The organism is Alistipes sp. AF14-19 (genome assembly GCF_003461645.1).
In the GTDB taxonomy this organism is placed as follows: Bacteria; Bacteroidota; Bacteroidia; order Bacteroidales; family Rikenellaceae; genus Alistipes; species Alistipes shahii.
In genome coordinates this window covers 28381-49379 of the sequence record NZ_QTXM01000018.1, presented here as the reverse complement: position 1 = coordinate 49379, position 20999 = coordinate 28381, and the positions used below count along the sequence as shown (strand labels likewise).

17 protein-coding genes are annotated in these 20999 nt (G+C 61.2%); 9 read left to right on the top strand and 8 right to left on the bottom strand.

The annotated features are described in order from the left end of the window. Positions 1-9: 9 nt before the first annotated feature. From DWW03_RS13300 to DWW03_RS13285, 4 genes are all read left to right on the top strand, one after another. Positions 10-1527, top strand: coding sequence for a RagB/SusD family nutrient uptake outer membrane protein (locus DWW03_RS13300; protein WP_022062085.1), 1518 nt, complete (start codon positions 10-12; stop codon positions 1525-1527). A 30-nt stretch (positions 1528-1557) separates the two neighbouring features. Further along, complete coding sequence (locus DWW03_RS13295; RefSeq protein ID WP_022062086.1) at positions 1558-3993, top strand: BACON domain-containing protein; 2436 nt, start codon at positions 1558-1560, stop codon at positions 3991-3993. Positions 3994-4056: 63 nt separating this feature from the next. After that, positions 4057-6273 carry a DUF5689 domain-containing protein gene (locus tag DWW03_RS13290; protein WP_022062087.1) on the top strand — a complete coding sequence of 739 codons (2217 nt, stop codon included), beginning with the start codon at positions 4057-4059 and terminating at the stop codon, positions 6271-6273. A gap of 75 nt (positions 6274-6348) precedes the next feature. Then, the gene (locus DWW03_RS13285) at positions 6349-7935 is read left to right on the top strand and encodes a beta-N-acetylhexosaminidase (RefSeq protein ID WP_022062088.1); all 1587 of its coding nucleotides are present in this window, start codon (positions 6349-6351) and stop codon (positions 7933-7935) included. A gap of 149 nt (positions 7936-8084) precedes the next feature. Here the strand turns inward: DWW03_RS13285 and DWW03_RS13280 are convergent, their stop codons facing one another. The 7 genes from DWW03_RS13280 to DWW03_RS13250 form a co-directional block, all read right to left on the bottom strand. Beyond that, the gene (locus DWW03_RS13280) at positions 8085-8720 is read right to left on the bottom strand and encodes a hypothetical protein (RefSeq protein ID WP_022061201.1); all 636 of its coding nucleotides are present in this window, start codon (positions 8718-8720) and stop codon (positions 8085-8087) included. A 368-nt stretch (positions 8721-9088) separates the two neighbouring features. After that, on the bottom strand, positions 9089-10351 hold the full coding sequence (gene nqrF, locus DWW03_RS13275; RefSeq protein ID WP_044053950.1) for an NADH:ubiquinone reductase (Na(+)-transporting) subunit F: 1263 nt from the start codon (positions 10349-10351) through the stop codon (positions 9089-9091). 25 nt (positions 10352-10376) lie between these two features. Continuing rightward, on the bottom strand, positions 10377-10985 hold the full coding sequence (nqrE, locus tag DWW03_RS13270) for an NADH:ubiquinone reductase (Na(+)-transporting) subunit E (protein ID WP_044053949.1): 609 nt from the start codon (positions 10983-10985) through the stop codon (positions 10377-10379). An 11-nt stretch (positions 10986-10996) separates the two neighbouring features. Beyond that, positions 10997-11644: an NADH:ubiquinone reductase (Na(+)-transporting) subunit D gene (locus tag DWW03_RS13265; protein ID WP_015546004.1), complete on the bottom strand. Its 648-nt coding sequence runs from the start codon at positions 11642-11644 to the stop codon at positions 10997-10999. A 1-nt stretch (position 11645) separates the two neighbouring features. After that, positions 11646-12497, bottom strand: coding sequence for an NADH:ubiquinone reductase (Na(+)-transporting) subunit C (gene nqrC / locus DWW03_RS13260; protein WP_118406854.1), 852 nt, complete (start codon positions 12495-12497; stop codon positions 11646-11648). A gap of 11 nt (positions 12498-12508) precedes the next feature. Then, positions 12509-13618 (bottom strand): NADH:ubiquinone reductase (Na(+)-transporting) subunit B, encoded by a 1110-nt coding sequence (nqrB, locus tag DWW03_RS13255; RefSeq protein ID WP_015546002.1) that lies wholly within the window; start codon positions 13616-13618, stop codon positions 12509-12511. A gap of 20 nt (positions 13619-13638) precedes the next feature. After that, the gene (locus DWW03_RS13250; RefSeq protein WP_022061169.1) at positions 13639-14994 is read right to left on the bottom strand and encodes a Na(+)-translocating NADH-quinone reductase subunit A; all 1356 of its coding nucleotides are present in this window, start codon (positions 14992-14994) and stop codon (positions 13639-13641) included. A gap of 335 nt (positions 14995-15329) precedes the next feature. On the opposite strand from DWW03_RS13250, the gene DWW03_RS13245 reads away from it, so the two are divergent. From DWW03_RS13245 to DWW03_RS13225, 5 genes are all read left to right on the top strand, one after another. Further along, positions 15330-15950 carry a TatD family hydrolase gene (locus DWW03_RS13245; RefSeq protein ID WP_118406853.1) on the top strand — a complete coding sequence of 207 codons (621 nt, stop codon included), beginning with the start codon at positions 15330-15332 and terminating at the stop codon, positions 15948-15950. A 9-nt stretch (positions 15951-15959) separates the two neighbouring features. Then, positions 15960-16697: a ThiF family adenylyltransferase gene (locus tag DWW03_RS13240; RefSeq protein WP_015546000.1), complete on the top strand. Its 738-nt coding sequence runs from the start codon at positions 15960-15962 to the stop codon at positions 16695-16697. 87 nt (positions 16698-16784) lie between these two features. Continuing rightward, positions 16785-17729, top strand: coding sequence for an NAD(P)-dependent oxidoreductase (locus DWW03_RS13235; RefSeq protein ID WP_015545999.1), 945 nt, complete (start codon positions 16785-16787; stop codon positions 17727-17729). Between the two features lie 3 nt (positions 17730-17732). Next, a complete protein-coding gene (locus DWW03_RS13230; protein ID WP_022061171.1) occupies positions 17733-18782 on the top strand; it encodes a glycosyltransferase family 2 protein in 1050 nt (349 codons plus the stop codon). A gap of 3 nt (positions 18783-18785) precedes the next feature. Continuing rightward, entirely contained in the window at positions 18786-19277 is a 492-nt protein-coding gene (locus DWW03_RS13225) for a prolyl-tRNA synthetase associated domain-containing protein (protein WP_118406852.1), read from the top strand. Between the two features lie 51 nt (positions 19278-19328). On the opposite strand, the gene gpmI is transcribed toward DWW03_RS13225, so the two are convergent. Further along, positions 19329-20855 (bottom strand): 2,3-bisphosphoglycerate-independent phosphoglycerate mutase, encoded by a 1527-nt coding sequence (gene gpmI, locus DWW03_RS13220; RefSeq protein WP_118406851.1) that lies wholly within the window; start codon positions 20853-20855, stop codon positions 19329-19331. Between the last annotated feature and the right edge of the window lie 144 nt (positions 20856-20999).

The following is a 20999-nucleotide window of genomic DNA, read 5'->3' as shown; positions in this document are numbered from 1 at the left end:
GCCAAGACCATGAAATCATACAGTTTCCTGAAAAAATACCTGCTGGCAGCCACGGCAACCGCCGCCCTGCTGTTCAGCGCGTGCGACCTGGACGAACACCCCACGTCGTTCGTAGGGCCCAAGGAGTACTACAAGACCCGGGCGCAATGCCTGGCGGGCCTGAACGCCTGCTACATACCGATCAACAGCATCTACGACTACTGTTTCCTGATTATGACCGAAGGCGTCACCGACCTGATGTACATCGCTTCGGGGACCAAGGACGCCCAGCTCGACATATCCCCCGCGAAGCCGCTCAACGGCCAGAAGATATGGACCCAGTGCTACAAGGGCGTCATGTACTGCAACTCGACCATCGCCGCCATCGAACGTTCGCCCCTGAACGACATCAAGGAGTCTTCGGAAGCCGACAAGTTGCCGCTGCTGGCCGAAGGCGTGGTCATCCGCTCGTTCTACTACTGGCTGCTGACCTGCATCTTCGGCGACGTGCCCTTCTACACCAAGGAGGTCGCCGACCAACAGGTGATGCAGGAGATCGCCCACATGGGCCGCATGTCGGCAAAGGAGACCCGCGACTACCTGATCGACGAATTGCAGCGTTACGTGCCCTCGATGGACCAGGTGCGTTCGTCGGAGGTCGCGGACAACCGCATGGGCGCCGCGATGGGCTGGATGATGATTGCCAAGCTCGCGCAGTGGAACCACCGCTGGGACGACGCCCTCGAGGCGCTCGGCGAACTGGAGAAAATCTACGGCGACCTGCAACAGTATCCGCTCGAAGACATCATGTTCCGCAACAAGAACACCCCGGAGTCGATCTTCGAGGTGCAGCGCACCTACACGCCCGGCGGACTGTCCGTCACGACCAACGTGGCAGCCATCACCACTCCGTACCACAACGGCAAGGGCATCTACGACGGCGTGGAGATTCCCGAAATGGGCACGGGCATGACCACCTGGACCTCCATGCGCCCCAACAGCTACTTCTGCGACGGTCTCCAGACCAAAAAAAGCAACGACAAGCGCAAAACGCTGAACATGGCGTGGGAATACGACGGCAAGCCCTTCTCGGGCGTGGGAACCCGTCCGTGGCTCGGCCCGAAATTCTGGTGTCCGGGGATGCAGAACACCGCCGACTTCTCCAACCAGAAGGTATTCCGCTATGCCGACGCCATCCTGATGATGGCGGAGTGCTACGCCGAGACGGAGGACTCCGACGAGGCCGTCCGCTACCTGAACATGGTCCGGGAACGCGCCGGAACCACCGCCTACGTCTTCAAGAACAAAGATGCGCTTCTGGAGGAGATCCAGAAGGAGCGCGGACGCGAACTGCTGGGCGAATTCCAGCGCAAGTTCGACCTGGTACGCTGGGGAATCTGGTATCAGATGACCTACGAATACACCAACTACCCGACGCTCAAGGACAACATGCTCCCCTGCCACGAATACTACCCGATCCCCGACAAGGAGGTCGTCTATTCGGGCGGCGCACTCGACAACAAGGCCTATAACGAATACGGCATGTAAGGCCGACGGAACGAACAAAAAAACACAACGATGAAAAATAACCTTACAGACAGCATCTACAAAGCGTGGCGCACGGGCATCCTGCCCCTCGTCACGGCGCTGCTCCTGCTGACCGGATGCGAAATGGATTCGGACATGAACCTGCCGCTGAATGTGGATTCCAACAAATACACGCTGACTTCGGACGCCGGCTCCACCCAGGTGCGGATCTATTCCACTGGCGAATGGTCGGTCCGTCTGTCGGAAGACGTGGAATGGGCCTCCATCAACCGCCTGAACGGCTCGGGGAACACCCCCGTACTGTTCAAATACGGCGCCAACTACGGCGTGCCGCGCACCGTGGACATCATCTTCACCCGCGGCGGACTCGAACAGGCGGTACGCATGACGCAGGAGGGCGAAGACCCCATCCTGTCGTTGGAGGAGAGCCGCATCGAGATTTTCAGCAACCCCTGGGACCTCCGCATCGGGCTTGACAACAACCTCCGGGAGGATTACAAACAGATCCGGGACACCATCGTCTATTCGGTGATTCCCGACGAGGACGACGACGAAACGCCCGAGCCGGACGAGGAGTGGATCGAAAACCTGGCCGTCGGAACCGACGCCGTCACGTTCAGCACCCTGAAGAACAACTCGCCGCGCAAACGGCAGGCCGCGATCACGCTGACCTATATCGACGCCAAGGAGAAGAAACACGCCGTCACGCTGACCGTCACGCAGGCGACCGAAGAGGCCTGCATGACCTTCACGCCCTACCGCGCCAAGACCACGCGCAAGGCCACGACCATCAAGGCCGAGCTGAAGCACAACCTGGGCAGCCTGCTCGGCAAGGTGGTCTGCACGCCGACCTACGAAGGCGCGTCGGCCGACTGGATCGAGAACATCACGCTCGAAGACAAAGTGCTGTCGTTCGACGTGAAGGAGAACGACTCGGAAGGCCCGCGCAGCGCGTCGATCGCCTTCTCGCTGCCGGGAACGGCCGGAGAGCTTACGCCCGCGGCGCCGTTCGTCGTCGAACAGACCTACGAAGCCGACTACCGCACGCTGATCAAGGGCGAGAGCGGACAGGTCGTGATCAACAATCCCGAAGCCAGCTTCGAGGGCATCGTGATCAGCGACAAGGACAACGCCAACGTGGAGACGACGCCCAACACGGCACGCAACGCCACCGACTACACGGTGAACGCCAAGACGGCCTACGTGCAGATGCTCGACGGCAGCTACGGATACCGCCTGCAATTCGACGCGGCGGACGACAACACGCTGAAACGCTACTCGCAGGTGAAAATCTCGCTCAACGGCGTGACCCTCACCAAGGAGGCCGATCCCGAACGCTACACGCTCAGCGGACTGACGGCGGCCAACATCGTCAGCCAGACGCCCGGAACGGCCAGCGACCTCATCCGCAAGGAGAAGTCGATCGGCCAGCTCACCGACGAGGACATTTACACCTACGTCTCGCTCCGGGAGGTGGAATTCGCCCTGCCCGACGGCAGCTACACCAACGTCAACGAAGGCTATTTCGGAACGGCCAACCACACCAGCTGCGTGCCCCGAACGCTCTGTGACAAGGACGGCGGCGCGATCTCGATGCTGGTCAACAACAAGACTCCCTGGCGGCGCGACGGCAGCGGCATGCCTAAAGGCAAGGGCACGTTGAGCGGCGTCATCGTCCACGACCTCCAGCCCCGCTACGGCTACACCAACGAGGGGTACATCGGCCGTTACTCGGTCCGCGTGCTCGAAAAGGAGGAGATCGACCTCGCCGCTTCGGAATCGAGCTCCAACCGCCAGACGCTCGTCGAGTGGAACTGGAACAACGCCGAGGTCAGGACCAACGCCGACGGAACGATCGCCCCGGATAGGGGCAACGGCTCGCTCTGGTGCACCGACCCCGCAGCCAAATACCTCCTGGACAACGAGTACAACGGACTCACGACCAGCGCCGGGCTGAACAGCAAGAACGCCCTGAAATTCGAGAACACCTACTGGTGGGACTTCGCCGAAAACACGGGCTACGCCGTGGCGCTGAAATTCTCGACCGAGGGCGCCGGCGCGAACCTCTCGCTCAACTTCACCAACTCGCAGGGCAACGCCGGCGGCACGAGCATCTACGGCCCCGTCTACTGGCAGGTGGAGTACTCGACCGACGGGGTGAACTTCACCGTGCTGCCCGAATCGGGCTTCTGCTGCCGGCCGTTCGTCTATTGGCAGGGAGCAGGCGGCAAAGACCTCTCCTACTGCGCCGTCCCGGGCTACGCCGACCGCGTGTTCATCCTGCCGGACGCCCTGCGCAACCGCCCGGAGGTCACGCTGCTGATCAAGGCCCGGAGCACGCAGTGCATCGCCTCGAACACCGCCACGGTGGACCAGGGAGACACGGGCACGATCACATCCGACATGGCAGCCAACAAGCGTTCGCCGATGCGTTTCGGAACCATAGCCGTAAAGAGTAACAAATAAACCGCTCAGGCGGGGAGGGCGCGTCCCTCCCCCGCCGATGCGCGAAACCAAATTCAGACCACGATGAAACAGATAAAATCATTGTACCGAAGGCTGCTGCTCCCGCTGCTGGGCGGGCTGGCGCTCACGGCCTGCGAAAAAGACAACGGCGAAGAGACCCGCGTCTCCGAGTTCGGCCCCTACAAGAAAGAGATCATAGCCCCCTGGAAAGGCGGCACGGGGAGCATTCCGGTCCTCGCCAACCAACCCTACGACATCGAACTGATCAATCCCGACAACGGATGGCTCACGCTCGACACCGAGGGTCGCGGAACGCATTTCACGGGCGACGACTATTTCAAATTCCAGGCCACGACCAACGACGGCTTCCCCCGCATGGAGGGCATCCGCCTCTGGACCCACAACCGCGCGGATACCGTATACATCAAACAGGAGGGCTTCATCACCCCGAAACTGGACTTCTCGACCCGCAGCATCATGGTGCTCGGCGACGGCGGACAGGCGACGGCGCAGCTCTCCACCAACCTCGAACTGGAGGACCTCCGGCAGTCGATCGTCTACACGAGTGCCGACGAGGGCGGATGGATTTCGGACCTCGACATCAGCAACGGGTTCCTGATTCTCCAGACCGACCCCAACGCCGACCCCGAAGCCCTGCGCAACGCCCGCATCACCCTCAGCTACCGCGACGGGTGGAACCGGACCATCTCCTCGACGGTCTACCTCACGCAGGCCAACGCCAAGAACGAGTTCGGGCACGAAATCTCGTTCAGCGAGGTGCGCGACCTGGTGGGCATCGTCAACAAGGACGTCTACATCGAGGGACGCATCATCAGCGACATCGGCAACGGCAACAACGGCGAGAACATGATGACGGGACAGACCTCGATCGACTACACCGAGACCTACCGCACGGCCTACATCCAGAGCCTCGACGGTTCGCAGGGCTTCATGATCAAGACCGTGACCGAAGACGACAACATCTTCGAACGTTACAGCAAGGTCCGCATCCTGCTCAAGGGCGTCACGGTCGAAGCGGAGTCGAACCCCGAACGCTACATTCTCAAGAAAGTCACCTCGGCGATGGTCATGTCCTCGGTGTCAGGCTCGGCGGCCGACATTCCGCAGAAGGTGAAGCGCTACAACGAACTGACCGACATGGACGTATACACCTGGGTAACGCTGGCCGACTGCGAACTTCCCGTGCGCAAAGGCAGCCTGACGCCGATCAACGAAGGCTATGCACGCAGCACCAATGCCAACCGCGAAACGAAATACCCGATGCTGGTGCGCGACAAGAACGGCGACAGTTTCTACATGCTGACCAACACCACCTGCAAATACCGCCGCGACGGCAGCATGCTGCCCTACGGTTCGGGGAACATCTCGGGCGTACTGGTTCACGAGACCCACGACCGCTTCGTCTGGATGGGATCGAAGGACATGGGCGACATCGGCCGCTACCAGATCCGCCACCTCACCCGCAAGGACATCGCGCTGGAGAAGGATTTCGAGAACAGCTTCTCGGCCCTCCTGACCGAATACCGCTACGGCAAGCTCGAAAGCCACATCTTCCGCCCCACGACCGGCGACAACGGCTACCTGACCTTCACCCATCCCGACGAGAAATCGGGCGACGCAGGCTGGGGCGTGAGCGACCCGAGCTACCTCGGCCCCATCGGCAACGAATCCAACCCCGACAAAGAGAAACCCTGGGGCGGCACCAATAAAGGCAACATCAACGGAAACGGCGTCGTCGAAAACGGCAAACAAATGTGTTCTGACCCCGGAACCAACCACGACGGCAAGGGAAACCTGACGAGCACGGAATTCTCGGCCTGGACCAACAAGTGCCAGTGGTGGAACACCGAAACCGACCGCAGCGAAGCATGGCTGCTCCACTTCTCGACGCAGGGCATCTCGACCGATGTGCTCTCGATGCAGGTAGCCATGCAGAACCGCAGCATCGGAGGCCCCCGCTACATCAGGGTCGACTGGTCGGAACACGGCGACAACAACCGCGACGACTGGAACCCGATCACCGAATTCCAGGTCCCCGACATCGTGAACTGGAACTACACCCTCTACTGGCAGTGCGCCGGCTACAAGTACATCAACGTACCTCTGCCGCTCGAACTGCTCGGCAAGGACGACGTATGCATCCGCTTCTCGGCCGCGAACAAGAAAGCCGGCGGCAAGGAAGACGGCGAGTTCGACGACCAGATCATCACCACCGGAGAGATCGCCTTCTCCTACATCGGCGTACGTTACAACAAATAACCCTATCCGGAAGCACCCCGCCTGCAAACGTTTTGCAGGCGGGGCTTCCCTAACCGCTCAACCAGAATCCAAACCGTGAAACACCTTCTATTCCTGATTTTCGCCGTCCAGGCCTGTCTGCCGGGATTCGCAGCCTGCGACGGACGCGTCCGCATCGTACCCCGCCCCGCCGAGGTCGAAGAACTGCCGGGATCGTTCCGGCTGACGCCCCGAACGCCCGTCGTCATCACGGACGAACAGCTGCGCACGCCCGCGGAGATTTTCGCCCGCGCCGTCGGCAAGCTCACCGGAACCGAACCCGCCGTCACCGCCGCACCCGAAAAACATGCCGTGACGCTGCAACTGCAACCGGGCTACGAAGCCGAAGAGTACCTTCTGGAAGTCGGCAGACAGCGCATAACGGTCACGGCATCGACGCCCCAGGCGGTGCTGCACGGGCTTCGCAGCCTCCAGCAGCTGGTCGCCGGAGGAGAGATTCCCGCCTGCGTCGTCCGCGACAAGCCCACGTTCGCCTACCGCGGGGCGATGCTCGACGTCTGCCGCCATTTCTTCCCGGTCGAGGACGTGAAGACCTACATCGACATCCTCTCGCTGCACAAGATCAACAAATTCCACTGGCATCTGACCGACGATCAGGGCTGGCGGATCGAGATCAAAAAATATCCGCTGCTCACCCAGATCGGGTCCCGGCGTGCAGAAACGCTCGTCGGACGCTACGACAAGAACAAAGAGGGCGTTTACGACGGCAAACCCTACGGCGAGTTCTACACGCAGGAGGAGATCCGCGAGATCGTCAGCTACGCCGCAGAGCGGCATATCGAGGTGATTCCCGAAATCGAGATGCCCGGACACGGGCTGGCGGCGCTGACCGCCTATCCGTGGCTCGGCTGCACGGGAGGTCCCTATGCCGTATGGACCCATTGGGGCATCAGCGACGACGTTTACTGCGCGGGCAAGGAGACGACGTTCGAATTCATCGAGAAAGTGCTCACGGAGGTGCTCGCGCTGTTCCCCTCGAAGCTCATCCACATCGGCGGCGACGAGTGTCCCAAAGGACGCTGGAAGGCGTGCCCCCTCTGCCAGCAGCGCATCCGCGAGGAGGGGCTCAAGGACGAATACCAGTTGCAGAGCTACTTCATCCACCGCATCGAACGCTGGATGCACACCCACGGCCGGGAGATCATCGGTTGGGACGAAATCCTCCAGGGCGGCATTTCGAAAACCGCGAACATCATGTCGTGGAACGGAAGCGACCCCGGAATCAAGGCCGCACAGCGGGGAAACCCGGTGATTATGACGCCGAAATGGTACTGCTACTTCGATTACAGCCAGACCTCCGACCCGGAGCGTTACGAACCGCTGGGCAACACCCGCTACGTCTCGGTGCGGCAGGCTTACCGCCTCGACCCCTGCGACCGGCTCACGCTGCCCGACCAGAAACGGATCAGGGGCGTGCAGTGCAACCTCTGGACGGAGTACATCGCGGACATCCGCCACGCACAGCACATGGTCCTGCCGCGCATGGCGGCTCTCGCCGAGACGGGCTGGGCCAACGACCGCAAGGATTACAACGATTTCGTGCGCCGGATTCCGGCACTGGTCGCCGTCTACAAGGCCGAAGGCTACAACTACGCCCCCTATCTGTTCGAGGGCATCGAATGACGCGCCGGCAGCGCTTCCGAAGCCGAACACCCCGCAGGTCCTGTGACCTGCGGGGTGTTTTTCCATGCGCCGCCCGCCCAAAGCCCCGGCCACGCCCCGGACGCAGCCATGGGAACGTCGGCACGTGAAAGCGGCCCGGCCGAAAGCGGCTATTTCTCCGACACGTAAAACCACCGGCCCGTATCGAACTCGGCCCGGACCTTCCGGTTCTCCCAGTGGACGGAAAACACGAACAGGTAGTCCCGACGCCCTCCGGCGGTTTCGATCGGCAACAGTATTTTTATCTGCGTAAGCTTATCCGCATCCCGCAGGAGATTCTCGAATACCCACCGTTTGAGGTCGCGACTGTAAAAAACCCGGTTCTTGACGGCAAGCGACTCCGAAACACAGCTTCCCTTCACGACCACGGAAGGAACCTGCGCGTCGTGTCTGTCGAGCAGCTTCACACCCCGGTGAAACACCCCCTCTGCGGCATTCGAAACTCCATCCACGAAGACGGCCTCGTCCCAGATGATTCCGAAGTCGGAATCGCTCTCGTTGGTCAGGGAAAAATCGACATGCGTCGGCTCGAAGGTGAAAACGACGCGGATCGTGGAATCCCGGTAGCCGGGCGTGGTGAATCCCTGCTCATTCTCGGGATTGCCGATAACGCCGCCCCAGGCGCCATCGGTCTCGACAGATTCCAGACGAACCCGATAATAGTCCAACTCATATCCCTTCGGCCTTGCCTGCGGGGATAAGGGAAGCGACAGCAACAATGCGACAAACGCCAGGACAAGTCTCATAGCACCCTATTTGAAGTTTATCCGAATTTACGGTTTTATTTCCGATCCGCCAAATTCCGAGGCTCCGAAAGTTCCATTCGCGCCCTCATTCGCCGTAGACCATCCCGCCTCCGTCATCGCCGATTTTCGCCCCGCCGCCCGTGACTTCGGCCGCGTTCGGCAATGAATCCTCACCCCGAGCGCAAGTTACGTCGCATCGCTCGCCTCCGCTCGTGATAACCGCGCTCCGTGACTTCGGCCGCGTTCGGCAATGAACCGACAATCCCTGCGGGATCAATAAAAGAGGAAGGACGAAAGTTTCGAATCAATTCGATCTTCCGTCCTTCCTCTTTTATTCGCCTACGGCGTTTTGGTGGTCATTGCACTCACTAACTGCCGAAGTTATCGTACAAGATATTCTCCGGCGGCACGCCGAGGTTGTCGAGCATCTTGACGACCGAAGCGATCATCATCGGAGGTCCGCACATGAGGTAGATGCAGTCCTCGGGAGCCTGGTGGTTCTTGAGGTAGTTTTCGTAGAGCACGTTGTGCACGAAGCCCGGCGTGTACTTCACTCCGGCGGCGTCCGCCTCGGGATCGGGACGGTCGAGGGCCAGATTGAACGAGAAGTTGGGGAAATCCTTCTCGATCTGGTGGAACTCGTCGAGATAGGGAACCTCCTTCAGCGCACGCGCGCCGTACCAGAACGACACCGGACGGTCGGTCTTTTCGGTCTTGAACAGGTGCATCAGGTGGCTGCGCATCGGAGCCATGCCCGCACCGCCGCCGATGAAGATCAGCTCCTGCGTCGAGGGCAGATTGTCCGGCAGGAAGAATTCGCCGTAAGGACCCGAAATCGTGATCTTGTCACCCGGCTTGCGCGAGAAGACATACGACGAGCAGATACCCGGGTTGACCTTCATAAAACCGCCCGTGGCCTTGTCGAACGGAGGCGTGGCGATACGGATGTTGAGCATGATGATGTTGCCCTCGGCCGGATGGTTGGCCATCGAGTAGGCGCGGAACGTCGGCTCGGGGTTGGTCGTCACCAGATCCCACATCTTGAATTTGTCCCAGTCGGCGCGGAACTTCTCGTCCACGTCCATCGACGAGAACTTGATGGCGTCGTACTTCGGAATGTCGATCTGGATGTAACCGCCGCTGCGGAACTTGAGGTTCTCGCCCTCGGGCAGCTTCACGACGAACTCCTTGAGGAAAGTCGAGATATTGCGGTTCGAGACCACGGTGCACTCCCACTTCTTGACGCCCAGCACGGCCTCGGGAACACGGATTTTCATATTCTCCTTGACCTTCACCTGGCAGCCGAGACGCCAGTGGTCCTTGGCCAGCTTGCGCGAGATGAAGCCCGTCTCGGTGGGCAGAATGTCGCCGCCGCCTTCGAGCACCTGACATTTGCACATGCCGCACGAGCCGCCGCCGCCGCACGCCGAAGGCAGGAACACCTTGTTGTTGGCCAGCGTCGAAAGCAGCGTCGAACCGCTTTCGGTCGTGATGACCTTCTCACCGCCGTTGATGTCGATCACGACGTCGCCCGAGGAGGTCAGTTTCGCCTTCGCATAGAGAAGCAGTGCGACCAGCACGAGCGTTATGGCCAGAAAGGCCGCAATCGCTATTAAAATCGTTGTAGTCATTTATCGGAATCTCTTTTTTTAAAGGTTAGAACTGAATGCCCGAGAAAATCATAAAGGCGATACCCATCAGACCGGTGATGATGAAGGCGATGCCGGGGCCTTTCAGCGCCGCAGGGATGTGCGAATAGGTCGTCTTCTCGCGGATGGCGGCCATCATCACGATCGCCAGCCACCAGCCCAGTCCCGAGCCGAGTCCGTAGACGATCGTCTGCCAGAGCGACGTCAGTTCGCCGCCGTCGACCTTCTGCTGCATGAACAGCGAGCCGCCCATGATGGCGCAGTTCACGGCGATCAGCGGCAGGAAGATGCCCAACTGGCTGTAAAGCGTCGGCGAGAACTTCTCGACGATCATCTCCACCAGCTGCACGAACGCCGCGATGGTGGCGATGAAGACGATGAACGACAGGAAGTTTAGGTCCACGCCCTCGACGAGCGCATTGGCCTTCAGCACGTATTCGTACAAGAGGTAGTTCAGCGGAACGGTCATCACCATCACGAACGTAACGGCGGCGCCGAGTCCCAGGGCCGTCTTCACGCTCTTCGACACGGCGATGTAGGAGCACATGCCGAAGAAGAAGGCGAAGACCATGTTGTCGATGAAGATCGACCGGATAAAGATATTCAATGATTCCATACGTTATCCTCCTATTTTTCCTGTAAGTCCTTGTTGCGCGAACGGTGCACCCAGATGATGCAGCCCACGATGATCAGCGCCATCGGCGGGAAGAGCATCAGTCCGCAGTTCGAATAGAAGCCGCCCTCGGCCATGTACCAGCTCTCGGGGATGATCCGGTAGCCCAGGAGGCTGCCCGAACCGAAAAGCTCGCGGAAGAAGGCCACGATGACCAGAATCAGACCGTAGCCCAGACCGTTGCCGATACCGTCGAGGAACGACGCCCAGGGCTTGTTGGCCAGCGCGAATGCCTCGATGCGGCCCATGACGATACAGTTGGTGATGATCAGTCCGACGTAGACCGACAGCTGCTTCGAGACTTCGTAGACGAAAGCCTTGAGCACCTGGTCGACGAGAATCACCAGCGCGGCGATGACCACCAGCTGGACGATGATGCGGATGCGCGAGGGAACGCCGTTGCGCAGCAGCGACATCACCAGGTTCGAGAAGGCCGTGACGACCGTCACGGACAGGGCCATGACGATGGCGGGCTTGAGCTGTACGGTGACGGCCAGCGCCGAGCAGATACCGAGAATCTGCACGATGACCGGGTTGTTCGCCGAGAACGGACCGGTCAGGTATTTGAGGTTCTTTGCCGAAAACAAAGGCTCTTTTTCCATCTTACTCATTGTTTTCTACGTTTTCTTCGTTAGACACTTCGGCCGGAGCGGGAGCCGTAGCGTTGCGCTTGGCCTCCAGCAGGGGCAGGTAGTTCTCCAGGCTGTTGTAGAGCATCGCCGTCACGCCGTCCGAGGTCTTCGTACCGCCCGAAATGGCATCCACCTCGTGCGCGGGGTCCTTGGCACCGCCCTTGCGGAGCGTCACCGAAACGAACTTGTCGCCGTCGAAGATCGTCTTGCCGACGAAATTGGCCTGGTACTTGGGCGTCGCGATCTCGGCGCCGAGACCCGGGGTCTCGCCCTTGTGGGCCATGATGATGCCGGCGACGGTGTTCATGTCCTTCTCAAGAGCCACATAGCCCCAGACGGGACCCCAGAGACCCATGCCGGTCACGGGAATGACCACCCGGCCGTCCCGGGCCTCGAAGATCGGGAACTTGCCCGCCTCGAAGGTTCCCGGCAGGTCGTTGAGCAGCGCGAAGACATCCTCGCCGTCGACGCGCCTGCCGTCCTTGTCGACGACATAGGCGTCGATGAACTCGTCGTAGGACCGGTCACCGGCCGACAGCGACGCGAGGATGGCGTGCTTCTTCTCGTTGAGTTCGTTCTCGTACTGGCGTTTCTGGAGCCCCAGCGCGGCCAGCGCGAGCAGCGTGGCCACGATGACGACCATCACCGTCGAGTACATAATAATATAGGCATTGCCGTTCTTGTCGCTGAACAGGCCCTTCTTCTCCGGCTTCAGCTCGGTGAATTCCGAGGCGGGAACTCCGCAGACGGGGCAGTTAGCGGGCGCGGCGTCTCCTTCGTGGATGTAGCCGCAGACGTTGCATTTGAATTTTTTCGTTGCCATAACAGTCTCCCCTATTTTGCGAGTTTGACACGTTTGCGGCGGCGCGAGATGTTGGCCTCAACCACGTAGTAGTCGACCAGCGGCGCCAGCGCATTCATAAAGAGGATCGAAAGCATCATGCCCTCGGGATAGGCCGGGTTGACCACGCGGATCAGCACGGCCAGCGCGCCGGTCATCAGGCCGACGATGTATTTGCCCGTGTTGGTCTGCGACGAAGTCACGGGATCGGTGGCCATGAAGACCGCACCGAAGGCGAAGCCGCCGACGATCAGGTGATACCAGGCGGGATAGGTCGTCACGCCGAGCGCCTGGAAGAGGTAACCCATCGCCAGTCCGCCGACGAACACCGACGCCATCGTGCGCCACGAGGCGATGCCCGTGAACAGGAGGATGGCGCCTCCGAGAAGGATGGCCAGCGTCGAAGTCTCGGCGAACGATCCGGGGATGAAGCCCAGGAAGGCGTCCAGCGGCGAGTAGTTCATCGCGCCGGTCGTGCCGAGCTGTTCGAGGGCCGTAGCGCCGGTGATGCCGTCGACCTGCGCGCCCATCATCGTCCAGTCGGAGTACCACACCGTCTCACCCGACATCGAAGGGGTGTAGGCGAAGAAGGCGAAGGCGCGCGCCAGCAGCGCGGGGTTGAAGACGTTCATGCCCGTACCGCCGAAGACCTCCTTGCCGAAGACCACGGCGAAAGCCGTCGACAGCGCGACCATCCAGAGCGGCGTCGACACCGGGAAGATCATCGGGATCAGCAGACCCGTGACGAGGAAACCCTCGTTGACCTCGTGGCCGCGCGCCTGCGCGAACCCGAACTCAATGCCCAGACCCACGATATAGGAAACGCAGACCATCGGCAGCACGCGGACCAGTCCGTAGAAGAAGGCCGTGAAGCCTTCGAGTCCGACCTGGATGCCCGTGTTGTAGCAGCCGAACAGAAAAGCCGGCATCAGCGCCGCGACGACCATGATCATCGTACGTTTCATGTCGTTGCAGTCGCGGATGTGCGCGCCCTTCGAGGTCGTGGTGTTGGGTACGAAGAGGAACGTCTCGAACGCATCGAACGTCGACTCCAGAAAGCCCAGCTTGCCTCCCTTGGAGAAGGTGGGCTTGATATTGTCCATGAATTTACGAAGTCCCATCTTTAAGCCTCCCTGATCATTAAGTTAATACCGTCGCGGATGATCTGCTGAATCTCGATCTTCGAGGGATCGACGAACTCGCACAGCGCGAAGTCCTCTTCGGTGACCTCGTAGATGCCGAGGTTCTCCATCTTTTCGATGTCGCCCGCAAGGCACGCCTTCAGCAGGTACATCGGGTAAATGTCCATCGGCAGGTACTGCTCGTAAAGCCCCGTCACGACGAACGGACGCTCGCCGCCGTTCATGTTGGTGTCGAGGTTGTAGGCCTTCTTCGGGCAGAGCCACGAAAAATAGGCGCGCGACACGGAGAACTTCCCGAAACGGGGCATCGCCCAGCCCAGCAGTTCGTACTTGTCGCCCTCGGGGATGGCGGTCAGCTGATTGGCGTAGAAGCCCATGAAGCCGTCCGGCGCGGTCCGGGTGCCCGTGAGCACGTTGCCCGAGATGAAGCGGACGCTGTCGCCCTCCTTCTGTCGCTTCACGTTGCCCTTGACCAGGGAGTCGACCTTCGCGCCGCCCACCATGCGGACGTACTGCGGACGCTCGATCTCCGAACCGGCCACGGCGATGATCTTCGTCATGTCGACGCGGCCTTCGTTGAACAGGCGGCCGATGATGGCCAGATCCTGGATGTTGACCGTCCACACCACTTCGCCCTTGTTCACCGGGTCCACGTGGTGGATCTGCACGCCGACGTTGCCGACGGGGTGTTTGCCCGCAAAGGCGTGGAGTTCGGCGCCCTTGAGCGAGGGCATCTGCCCTTCGGCCTTGGCGCGCACCGAGAGATGCACCTTGCCCGGAGTGAGTTTGCGCATCACGTCGATACCCGTCTGGAGGTTCTTCTGTTCGGCTTTCAGCACGAAATTGTAATCCGGGGCCAGCGGCGCGGAGTCGAAGGCGGAGATGAAGACCGCTTTCGGCGTGTCGCTGGGGTCGGCGATGATGCCGTAAGGGCGCTGCACGATCATCGGCCAAAGGCCCGACCGGAGCAGCAGGGAGACGATCTGCTCGCGCGAAGCCGACCCGAGGTCGGTCTTCTCAAACTCCTCGTACTCCTGGGAGGCGTCGGGAGTCACCGTCACGGAGAGGACCTTGCGCTTCTCTCCGCGGTTGACGGCGGCCACCGTACCGCTGACGGGCGACGTGAAGAGCACGCGTTCGTTGTACTTGTTGAAGAACAACGGCGTGCCGGCTTTCACCCGATCGCCCTCCTTAACCAGCAGCTTGGGAGTCACGCCCTCGAAATCGAGGGGCGAGAGGGCATACTCCGAAGCCTGCGGCGCGTCCGCGAGCGACTCCTGGGGTTTGCCCACCAGATTGATGTCTAAACCCTTGCGTAGTGTAATGATTTTCGACATGGTTAATGATTTTGATTGTTATGTTTGGAATTCAAGTTCGGCTGTTAGTGAGCTAACAATTAATTCGCGTGCGAAAGTACGAAATTTTTCCCGAAATTCCCCATGCGCAAACCATTATTTCTTAAATTTAATTAAGATTTGGAACGCCCGCTTTCGGGACAAAATAAGAGCCTTACGAATACTTCCGATGCGAAAGGGTTTCGAAAGAATCCGGAGCGGAAACAACCTCCGGAAAACATCCCCGCGTCCCGCCGGCCGGCAGCCGGAAGCGAAGGTTAAAAAATTGGCTCCAAATTCGCAATGCTCCCGCTAAAATTCCTACATTTGCAATCCGGATGCTCCCTTACGTCAACATACACACCCATCGCCCGACCGGTTCGGGGATCGAACTCCGCACGGCGGGCGTGCACCCGTGGGACGCCGCGACGCAGGACGCCGCAACGCTCGGCCAGCGTCTCGGCGGGGCGCAGGCCGTGGGCGAAACGGGACTGGATTTCGTGCGAGGCGCCGACCGTGCGGCCCAGCTGTCCGCACTGCGGACGCAGTTGCGGCTGGCCCGCGAGCGGGGACTTCCCGTGGTGCTCCACTGCGTCAGGGCCTTCGAGCCGCTGATGCGCGAACTGGCGGCCTCGGAACCCCGGGCCGTGATTTTCCACGGCTTCATCGGCTCGCCCGAGCAGGCGCGGCAGGCCCTGGCGAAAGGTTACTGCCTCTCGTTCGGCGAACGCACGTTCGCATCGCCCAAGACCCTTGCGGCGCTGCGCGGGACGCCGCTTTCGCAGCTCTTTCTGGAGACCGACGACAGCCCCGTGCCCATCGCGGAAATTTACGCCCGGGCGGCGGAGGCGAAAGGGGTGCCGGAGGAGGTGTTGCAACGGGCAATTTTAGATAATTACAAACGAATATTCACAGGCGGCGAGTACGAAGGACCGGGCCGGACGAAGGGCGACAAATGACAATGACAAATGGAAACGCATACGCATAACTGGCTGGAAAGAACCGAATTGCTGCTCGGCAGCGAAAAACTGGAGCTGCTGCGCAACGCCCACGTGCTCGTGGTCGGGCTGGGCGGCGTGGGAGCCTATGCCGCGGAGATGATCGCCCGGGCGGGCGTGGGACGCATGACCGTCGCCGACGCCGACACGGTGAACGCGACCAACATCAACCGCCAGCTGGTGGCCCTCCATTCGACCGTCGGCCGCCCGAAGGCCGAGGTGCTGGCCGAACGCCTGCGCGACATCAACCCCGGAATCGGACTCACGGTGGTCGACAAATATATCAAGGACGAGGAGACCTATATCTTATTGGACGCCGCGCGCTACGACTACGTGGTGGACGCCATCGATACCCTCTCGCCGAAACTGGCGCTGATCGCCGCCTCGCTGGAGCGCGGGCTGCCGCTCGTCAGCTCGATGGGCGCCGGAGCCAAAACCGACCCCACCAAACTCGAAATCGCCGACATCTCGAAAACCCACCACTGCCCGCTGGCCCACATGCTGCGCAAGCGGCTCCACAAGATCGGCATCCGCCGGGGGTTCCGGGCCGTATTCTCTCCCGAGCCGATGCGCGAAGGGGCCATGATCCTCTGCGAGGAGCAGAACAAGAAGTCGAACGTCGGAACGATCTCCTACATCCCCGCGCTGTTCGGAATCGGATGCGCTTCCGTGGTGATCAGGGATTTAATCGGCGAACTGGAGGGCTGAAAGCCCTCTTCAAAGGGCGGCGGACCGAATCCGCATCCGGGAACCGAGTCCGCGCCGCCGAACGCAATTTACAAAAACACAAAGGATATGCAACCGAACATCGTATTTCTGGACGAATACTCGCTCGGCGACGCCGACCTCGGGTCCATCCGCGCGCTGGGCAACTACACGGGTTATCGGACCACGGTCCGCGAAGAGGTCGCCGACCGCTGCCGCGAAGCCGACGTGGTGATCACCAACAAGGTGGTTTTCCGCCGCGAAACCCTCCGGCAGCTCCCCCGCCTGCGGCTGATCTGCGTGGCGGCGACCGGCATGAACCACATCGACCTCGAGGCCGCGGCCGAACTGGGCATTGCGGTGAAAAATGCCGTGGGCTACTCGACCCACGCCGTGACGGAGACCACCATCGGCGCGGCCATCGGCCTGCTGCGACAGACGGTCTATTACGACCGCTACGTCAAGACCGCATATGCAGGATCGCCCCTGCAATACCACTTCGGGCGCACCACACACCAGCTTTACGGCTCGAAATGGGGCATCGTCGGGCTGGGCAACATCGGCCGCAGCGTCGCCCGCGTCGCCGAGGCGCTGGGATGCCGCATCGCCTATACCTCGACCTCGGGCGTCGTGCGCGAGGAACCCTATCCCGAAAAGCCGCTCGACGAACTGCTCCGATGGGCCGACGTGGTGTCGGTCCACGCCCCGCTGAACGACCGCACGCGCAATCTGATCGGCGCGCGCGAACTGGCGCTGATGAAGCCTTCGGCCATCCTGATCAACGTGGCGCGCGGCGGCATCGTGGACGAAGCGGCGCTGGCCGCGGCCCTCGACGCCGGACGGCTCGCCGGAGCGGGGCTCGATGTTTTCACGCACGAACCGCTCGAAGCGGGCAATCCCCTGCTCTCGGTCCGTGAACCGGACCGCCTGCTGCTCTCGCCCCACAACGCCTGGTCGCCCGTCGAGGCGATCGAAATACTCGTGGAGTGCATCGCACGGAACATCCGGGATTTCTATACTCCTCAAAACCAATAGCCGATGTCCCAGCCCGAACCCAACCTCACGGTCGTAATCCCGGTCCACAATGCAGCGCCCCACCTCGGCGCATGCGTGGAGAGCCTGCTGGCCCAGAGCTACACCGATTTCGAACTCATCCTGGTCGAAAACGGCTCGTCGGACGATTCGCGGGAACGCTGCGCCCGCTACGCCGCGGAACACCCCGGGCGCATCCGCACCCTGACGCTCGACGAAGCGTCGGTCTCGGCGGCCCGCAATGCGGGCATCGACAACGCCCGCGGGCGTTTCATCACCTTCATGGACGCCGACGACTGGGCCGAAAAGGAGTTTCTGGCCGAATTTTTCCGCGATCCCGCCCCGGGTCCCGGAACGATCGTCATGCAAGGCATACTGCTCGACTTTTCGGAGGCCGAGCCGCCGGGGCCGAACGAGGCGTTTTTCAGCTACGACGACGGGGCGCTCGCCATCGGCGACGATCCTTCGGCAGCCGTGGGACAGCGGTTTCTGCAGGACGGATGCAGCGTCTGCAAACTCTACCACACGGAGACGCTCCGCCGCCTCGGAATCCGCTTCATCGAACACCTCTGCTCCCGCGAAGACCACCTTTTCTTCTTCACCTGCATCAGCCGGATGCAGTCGGTCGTCTGGCGCAGCGGCCTCTACATGCACTACATGCGCCGCGGACGGAACACGCTCAGCACACGCCCCATGCCGGCCTGCGAACTCGTCGAGGCCGCCGAGCGGCTCGACCGCTTCATCCCGCAGCTGGCCGAACGCTTCGGCATCACGGACAAGGCCTATCTCTTCGCCCTGCGGCAAAACCTGGTCCGCGACACGCTGCTACGGGCCGCAAACAACATCCGTTTCGGCGACCGCCGGAGCGTCCTCGGAGCCATTGCCGCCCGCCCGGAGCTGTTCGGCGCAGAGACCTACACGCCCCGCTGGCATCCGCTGCTGAAACGCCCGCTGCTCGACCGCATTCTGAAGGGAAGGGAGTGTCACACGCTCCTCTATCTCCGAATCGCGCTGCGCAGGTCGTCGCTGCGCCTGCGCGGACGTTTTAACGCCTGAATCATGGACCGCAAACAACCTGTTTTCGACTTTCTCGACGCCCGCGGCATCCGCTACGAATGGTATGAACACCCCGAGGCCCCGACCATCGAAATCGCCCGCCAGTGGTGGCGTGACGACGGTTCGAAACACTGCAAGAACCTCTTCTTCCGCAACCACAAGGGCGACCGCCACTACCTCGTGTGTTTCGATTCGGAGCGGTCGCTGGCCATCCGCGACCTCGAAGCCCGCCTGCGCCAGGGCAAACTGACGTTCGCCTCGCCCGAGCGCATGGAACGCTGGCTGGGACTGCGCCCCGGCTCGGTCTCGCCCTTCGGGCTGATCAACGACCCGGAGAACCACGTCCACCTGTTCCTCGACGTCAACCTGCGCGACTGCCCCGCCTACTCGTTCCACCCCAACGACAACCGCGCGACGGTGGTCATCCCGCAGGAGGAGTTTCTGAAATACCTCGCCGCCGTCGGCAACTCCTACGAATTCATCGAACTGTACTGAAACGAAAAACCCCGGCCTTCCGGCCGGGGTTTTTCGCAATGCAGGGAGCGGTTATTTCATCTCCACCAGCGCTTTGCCCGTCATTTCGGCAGGCTGCTCCAGCCCCATCAGCTTCAGCACCGTGGGAGCCACGTCGGCCAGAATACCGCTGCGGACGGACTTCACGCGGTCCGACACCACCACGATGGGAACCGGATTGAGCGAGTGCGCCGTGTTGGGCGTACCGTCGGCATTGACGGCGTTGTCGGCGTTGCCGTGGTCGGCGATCATCACCACCTCGTAGCCGTTGGCCCTGGCGGCCTCCACGACCTCGGAGACACACTTGTCGACAGCCTTCACGGCCTTCACGATCGCCTCATAGACGCCCGTGTGGCCCACCATGTCGCCGTTGGCGAAGTTCAGGCAGATGAAGTCGAATTTCTTTTCACCCAGCGCAGCGACCAGTTTTTCAGCCACTTCCGGGGCCGACATTTCGGGCTGGAGGTCATAGGTCGCCACCTTGGGCGAGGCGACGAGGATACGCTCCTCGCCGTCGAATTTCTCCTCGCGGCCGCCGTTCAGGAAGAACGTCACGTGGGCGTATTTCTCGGTCTCGGCGATACGCAGCTGTTTGAGGCCCTGCTTCGAAACCCACTCGCCGATGGTGTCGGGCACGTTCTCCTTGTCGAAAAGGATGTGCAGGCCCGTGAACTTGGCGTCGTAGGGGGTCATGCAGCAGTAGTAGAGCGGCATGGTGTGCATTCCCTCGGCGGGCATATCCGCCTGCGTCAGCACGATGGTAAGCTCCTTGGCGCGGTCGTTGCGGTAGTTGAAGAAGATCACCAGGTCGTTCGGACGGATCATGCCGACGGGCTGTCCGGCAGCGTCGACGCGCACGACGGGCTTGATGAACTCGTCCGTAACTCCCTCGTCGTAGGATTTCTGCACGGCCTCGACCATGTCCGACGCCTTCTCGCCGACGCCGTCGACCAGCGCGTCGTAAGCGATTTTCACCCGCTCCCAGCGTTTGTCGCGGTCCATGGCGTAATAACGGCCGATGACCGTGGCCACCTTGCCCGTCGATGCGGCCATGTGCTTTTCGAGGTCGGCGACGAAGCCCTTGCCGCTGCGCGGGTCGGTGTCGCGGCCGTCCATGAAGCAGTGCACGAACGTATTTTCGATCTTATATTCGGCGGCGATGTCGCAGAGTTTGAAAAGATGCTCCAGCGACGAGTGCACGCCGCCGTCCGACACGAGGCCCATGAAATGCACGTTCACGCCGTTTTTCTTGGCGTATTCGAACGCGGCTTTCACCTCCGGGTTCTGCATGATCGAGTTGTCGCGGCAGGCGCGGTTGATCTTCACGAGGTCCTGATAAACGACGCGGCCGGCGCCGATATTGAGGTGTCCCACCTCCGAGTTGCCCATCTGTCCGTCGGGCAGGCCGACGTTCTCGCCGTCGGTGCGCAGTTCGGCATGGGGGTATTTTTCGGTCATGGCCGAAATGTATTCGGGATGCACGGTCGAAATGACGTCCGCCTTATCGTGACGGCCGTTTCCCCAGCCGTCGAGAATCATAAGTAATACCTTGTTATTCATATCTTACTCTGTTTTAATTACTACCGTTTTATTGCCTCCGGAGGCTGCATTCGTCGCCTGTGGCGCCGTTTACAAATCTGACCCCATCCCAAACCCTTCCCTCGGGAAGGGCTTATCGCATCGCGACCGGAATGCGGACGGAAA

Coding starts and splice junctions, on each gene's coding strand:
- DWW03_RS13300 (WP_022062085.1), top strand. CDS start 10: ATGAAATCATACAGTTTCCTGAAAAAATACCTGCTGGCAGCCACGGCA.
- DWW03_RS13295 (WP_022062086.1), top strand. CDS start 1,558: ATGAAAAATAACCTTACAGACAGCATCTACAAAGCGTGGCGCACGGGC.
- DWW03_RS13290 (WP_022062087.1), top strand. CDS start 4,057: ATGAAACAGATAAAATCATTGTACCGAAGGCTGCTGCTCCCGCTGCTG.
- DWW03_RS13280 (WP_022061201.1), bottom strand. CDS start 8,720: ATGAGACTTGTCCTGGCGTTTGTCGCATTGTTGCTGTCGCTTCCCTTA.
- nqrF (WP_044053950.1), bottom strand. CDS start 10,351: ATGACTACAACGATTTTAATAGCGATTGCGGCCTTTCTGGCCATAACG.
- nqrE (WP_044053949.1), bottom strand. CDS start 10,985: ATGGAATCATTGAATATCTTTATCCGGTCGATCTTCATCGACAACATG.
- DWW03_RS13265 (WP_015546004.1), bottom strand. CDS start 11,644: ATGGAAAAAGAGCCTTTGTTTTCGGCAAAGAACCTCAAATACCTGACC.
- nqrC (WP_118406854.1), bottom strand. CDS start 12,497: ATGGCAACGAAAAAATTCAAATGCAACGTCTGCGGCTACATCCACGAA.
- nqrB (WP_015546002.1), bottom strand. CDS start 13,618: ATGGACAATATCAAGCCCACCTTCTCCAAGGGAGGCAAGCTGGGCTTT.
- DWW03_RS13250 (WP_022061169.1), bottom strand. CDS start 14,994: ATGTCGAAAATCATTACACTACGCAAGGGTTTAGACATCAATCTGGTG.
- DWW03_RS13245 (WP_118406853.1), top strand. CDS start 15,330: ATGCTCCCTTACGTCAACATACACACCCATCGCCCGACCGGTTCGGGG.
- DWW03_RS13240 (WP_015546000.1), top strand. CDS start 15,960: ATGGAAACGCATACGCATAACTGGCTGGAAAGAACCGAATTGCTGCTC.
- DWW03_RS13235 (WP_015545999.1), top strand. CDS start 16,785: ATGCAACCGAACATCGTATTTCTGGACGAATACTCGCTCGGCGACGCC.
- DWW03_RS13230 (WP_022061171.1), top strand. CDS start 17,733: ATGTCCCAGCCCGAACCCAACCTCACGGTCGTAATCCCGGTCCACAAT.
- DWW03_RS13225 (WP_118406852.1), top strand. CDS start 18,786: ATGGACCGCAAACAACCTGTTTTCGACTTTCTCGACGCCCGCGGCATC.
- gpmI (WP_118406851.1), bottom strand. CDS start 20,855: ATGAATAACAAGGTATTACTTATGATTCTCGACGGCTGGGGAAACGGC.